Here is a 3,566-nt window from a genome sequence, read left to right on the forward strand (position 1 = left end):
AAATGATCAAGCGAACCATGTTCGGAAGAGCAGGCTTCGAACTCCTCAGGGCGCGTGTCCTTCAGCCCGCATAATCAAAAAACATCATCACGAAAAGTGCGGAAGAACCCACAGAAAACCTGACCGAAGCGGCAAAAAAAGTTGTTGAACAAGAACAACTTAAAGGAATTGATAATTCACAAAATTATTCTGGAGCGGTATCTTTTGGTAGAAATCCGAATCAAGAATATCATGTATGGCGGCATATTGAAAAAGAAACTCCGTTGAACAAGGAAGAAGTGAAAAATGAAATATTAGAGGATCTATCAAAAATAAAAAATATTAAAGATGGCTAAATGAAAGATTTATAGTTGTAAGGGGAGTTAGGTTGCAGTATTATTTATATAATCTCAAAGATGGAACTTTTAATATTGGAAGGATAAATGAGGATAATTAACAATTATGAACTGTATTTTTGCAAAATACTATACTCAGCCATACCGATGAGTATGGATGTGAGTGGTAATCAATTTGTATGGGTCGTTAACCAAGAGATGGGTTCTATACGAGCAGATTACTGTACGATATACTCCCCAGTACATGCTGTATCTACATGTGAAACCAAAGATATAGATGAGACGCCTGTTGTTATCACATTGTTATTAACAAAAAAAATAAATTTGGAGAATTGGATTTCTGGAAAGTAAATGATGAACCCATAAAAAATTTTTTTTATTTGATGGAAAATGTGGAGGGTTCGAAAAACCGTTGATTGGCTTCTCTTGCGCCTGATTTCAGGTTTTTAGCATGTTGACTGCAGCTTCCCTGCTCTGACTTTTACTCCTGGTTTTGAGCAGAGTGAGGTGTTCATCCTCTGGGTTGCTACGCGCTCGTGTTAATCCGCTCCAGAAGGAGAAAGCGACGCATATTATAGACGATATTGGCCAGCCCGATCCTCATGGTGGCCCGCGTGATACCGACTGTTCGGACGAACAGCCCCGTCTGTGATTTCGGATCGGCAAAGACATGCTCGACACGCGACCGGATAACGGACTTTCCTGCATTAGATTGCTGGATATGCCGGGGCATAGGTTTGAGATGCGGCTTTTTCCTGTGAACCTTTGAGACAAAGCCGTGCTTTTCCATGAAGTCTTCATTTGCTTTTGAGCGATACGCCGTGTCAGCCCAGACACTTGAGGCCATATTGGTTTTATCCAGCAGGCCCTCGCGTAGCCTGGCGCCATCACTAGTGGCGGCATGCGTCGTTTTCCATTTGCGAATGAACCGGAACTTCCGGTCGATGGAGATGTGCGACTGGTAGCTAAAGAACGGGATGCCGATGTCCGTTGCGGGGACGGTCCCGCGCAAGCAGCGCCATACGGCCAAACGGGTGTTCGATCGGCTACGGGACGAGCAAGGATTTACCGGCGGCTACACGATCATCAAGGATTACATGCGCGATCGGTTAGACCTTAACCAAGCCGCATATATATTTTTGAAATTCCAAAATCAGGAGGCGGGAAGCGATAGATAATAATTCGTGATGAAGCCGCTGGACATATTTATTCAGATGATGCTTGTCAAAATCGCGGACCACACTTCAATACCCGAGAACCATATAAGGAACATTATGATTACTAATGGCAATTGGACAAACGGCTCAAACGCGACAATTCAGAAAAATTTTCCTGCATCTAAGGGCTGGTGTGTAGCATCGCATGAAGCCGCTGAATGGTTAAGCATAGAATTAAAAAAAAGGAGAATTATAGAAAATATTTACTTTTTTATATTTGACTCTGTGGCGCAAGATAATAATAGAATCACTAAATATCGGGGATTGTTAAATCGTCCTTTTGTGAAAAAGATAATAGATGGAAATTGCAAGGTAATATCACAAGGGGTTTACGAGTCTAGTCAGGGGCTATTTTTTTGGGGTTTATTATTGGTAAGCACCAATACTTTGCCTGAAATAATAGAATATGTGAGAACAGAACGAAAAAGTTTTTTATTTTTATCTGATGATGAAAGTAATTTGAGAAAAATCGATAATTTTATGAGTCGGGGATCAGAAATAGAAGTCAATAAATTTGTAAATATAGATAGACAAAATTTTATATTCTTTCTATTAAAAATAAATATTAATCCAATCAGGGTTTGGGGTGTTCCTGGTGAGTGGGATATGTGGATAGAAATTTATGGAGAAATGAAATGATAAAAAAATTAATAGTTGAAATTTATCTTTGAATTTGGTGTTTTTTATAGAGTTCTGTTGCCTATTATTTATTTCTAATTGAGAGTTTTATAATATGTATTTCTTAAATAAAAATATTACTTTATGCAAAATTCTTCCTTTCATTGTCATTTCATTAATGTCACAAAACACATTAGCGCAAGAGACATCAGATGAAAAAGGTACAGCGACTATCACGGGAACGGCATTTATGCATGCCTTCTTTCAACAAAGTACTCCTAATGGTCATGGAGGGATTACCCATTTTTCAAATAGTAAAAACAACGAACTAAATTGTGCAGGAAACGATGTACAATTAATTCCTCAAAATCAGACATCTGATCACGTTGTAGATATGATGTTCCGTTATAGTACAATCAATGATACAAAAATTGTTCCTTCCAGCATATCAAGCACTACAAGGCATACAATATGCAGTGCGGATGGTCGCTTTAATTTCTTTAATATACCTATCGGCATCTGGTATGTTGTTACATTGATTGGGAATGACAAGGTTGTCATTAAAGAGATTGAAACTTACGCGAAAAAAACAACAGCTGTTACCCTTCAATACCGATGGAGTTATCCTCCCTCATGGCGACATCCGCCGTATCTATGGTGAAGAGGATTTGGCCTGTGTTTCCTGTATCTGCGCAATGTGCAGGGACATGTCTGGAATCATAAGCGGGTTTATCGGATCTATCGGGAACTGGAACTCAATCTGCGGATTAAACCCCGTAAGCGTCTGGTTCGCGAAAAGCCTGAAAAGCTGTCGGTCCCAGCCCTTCCCAACAGGAGTTGGTCCATGGATTTCATGGCGGACAGGCTTTTGGATGGGCGTGCTTTTCGGCTCCTGAATATGGAGGGTTCGAAAAACCCCCTGGTTTTGGGGTCTTCTATATGATTCTATTTCTTCTGTGTTGATTGAGGGAATGGCGATATGAAGCAGTCTGGTTTCTTTGACGTTGAAGAGCGGCTTGCCCGGCTGAGCGGGCTTGGTGATCAGCTCGAAGTATTTTCCCGGACTGTGGATTTTGAAGTCTTCCGCCCTGACCTGGGGAAGGCTCTGGCGTATTCTGACGGAAGCAAAGGCGGACGACCGCCATTTGATCCGGTGCTGATGTTCAAAATTCTGGTGATCCAGACGCTCAACAATTTGTCTGATGAGCGGACGGAATATCTGATCAACGGTAATCCCCCCATAAAAAGAGTGACTTTTGAATGAGAATTTTCTCAGCGTAAGAATTGAGGAGATTCTGATGAAGAGTGATCGCTTTACTGACGCACAGATCATGGGTGTAATCCGCCAGGCTGAGGGCGGTGTCCCGGTTCCTGACCTGTGCCGGGAGCATGGGAT

The 3,566-nt window shown here is 41.4% G+C and carries 4 protein-coding genes and 3 pseudogenes; 6 read left to right on the top strand and 1 reads right to left on the bottom strand.

Annotated features, from left to right (window positions below):
• Positions 1 to 861: 861 nt before the first annotated feature.
• Positions 862 to 1,323: pseudogene (locus tag GOB86_RS14990) on the bottom strand (transposase); the annotation flags it as partial.
• A gap of 192 nt (positions 1,324 to 1,515) precedes the next feature.
• Between GOB86_RS14990 and GOB86_RS16665 the strand changes: the two are divergent.
• The 6 genes and pseudogenes from GOB86_RS16665 to GOB86_RS15020 all read left to right on the top strand — a co-directional run.
• The gene (locus GOB86_RS16665; protein ID WP_408737378.1) at positions 1,516 to 1,620 is read left to right on the top strand and encodes an HNH/endonuclease VII fold putative polymorphic toxin; all 105 of its coding nucleotides are present in this window, start codon (positions 1,516 to 1,518) and stop codon (positions 1,618 to 1,620) included.
• Positions 1,610 to 2,191 (top strand): hypothetical protein, encoded by a 582-nt coding sequence (locus tag GOB86_RS15000; RefSeq protein ID WP_165993454.1) that lies wholly within the window; start codon positions 1,610 to 1,612, stop codon positions 2,189 to 2,191. Before GOB86_RS16665 ends, GOB86_RS15000 begins: the two co-directional genes overlap by 11 nt.
• Before the next feature lie 94 nt (positions 2,192 to 2,285).
• Positions 2,286 to 2,831 carry a hypothetical protein gene (locus GOB86_RS15005; protein ID WP_165993456.1) on the top strand — a complete coding sequence of 182 codons (546 nt, stop codon included), beginning with the start codon at positions 2,286 to 2,288 and terminating at the stop codon, positions 2,829 to 2,831.
• A 3-nt stretch (positions 2,832 to 2,834) separates the two neighbouring features.
• Positions 2,835 to 3,071: pseudogene (locus tag GOB86_RS15010) on the top strand (IS3 family transposase); the annotation flags it as partial.
• A 78-nt stretch (positions 3,072 to 3,149) separates the two neighbouring features.
• A pseudogene (locus tag GOB86_RS15015) lies at positions 3,150 to 3,395 on the top strand (transposase); the annotation flags it as partial.
• A gap of 73 nt (positions 3,396 to 3,468) precedes the next feature.
• Positions 3,469 to 3,566 (top strand): transposase (locus GOB86_RS15020; protein WP_139018880.1); only part of this gene is annotated, 98 nt, incomplete at its 3' end.

This window comes from Acetobacter lambici (genome assembly GCF_011516885.1).
GTDB lineage: Bacteria > Pseudomonadota > Alphaproteobacteria > Acetobacterales > Acetobacteraceae > Acetobacter > Acetobacter lambici.

Coding starts and splice junctions, on each gene's coding strand:
- GOB86_RS15000 (WP_165993454.1), top strand. CDS start 1,610: ATGATTACTAATGGCAATTGGACAAACGGCTCAAACGCGACAATTCAG.
- GOB86_RS15005 (WP_165993456.1), top strand. CDS start 2,286: ATGTATTTCTTAAATAAAAATATTACTTTATGCAAAATTCTTCCTTTC.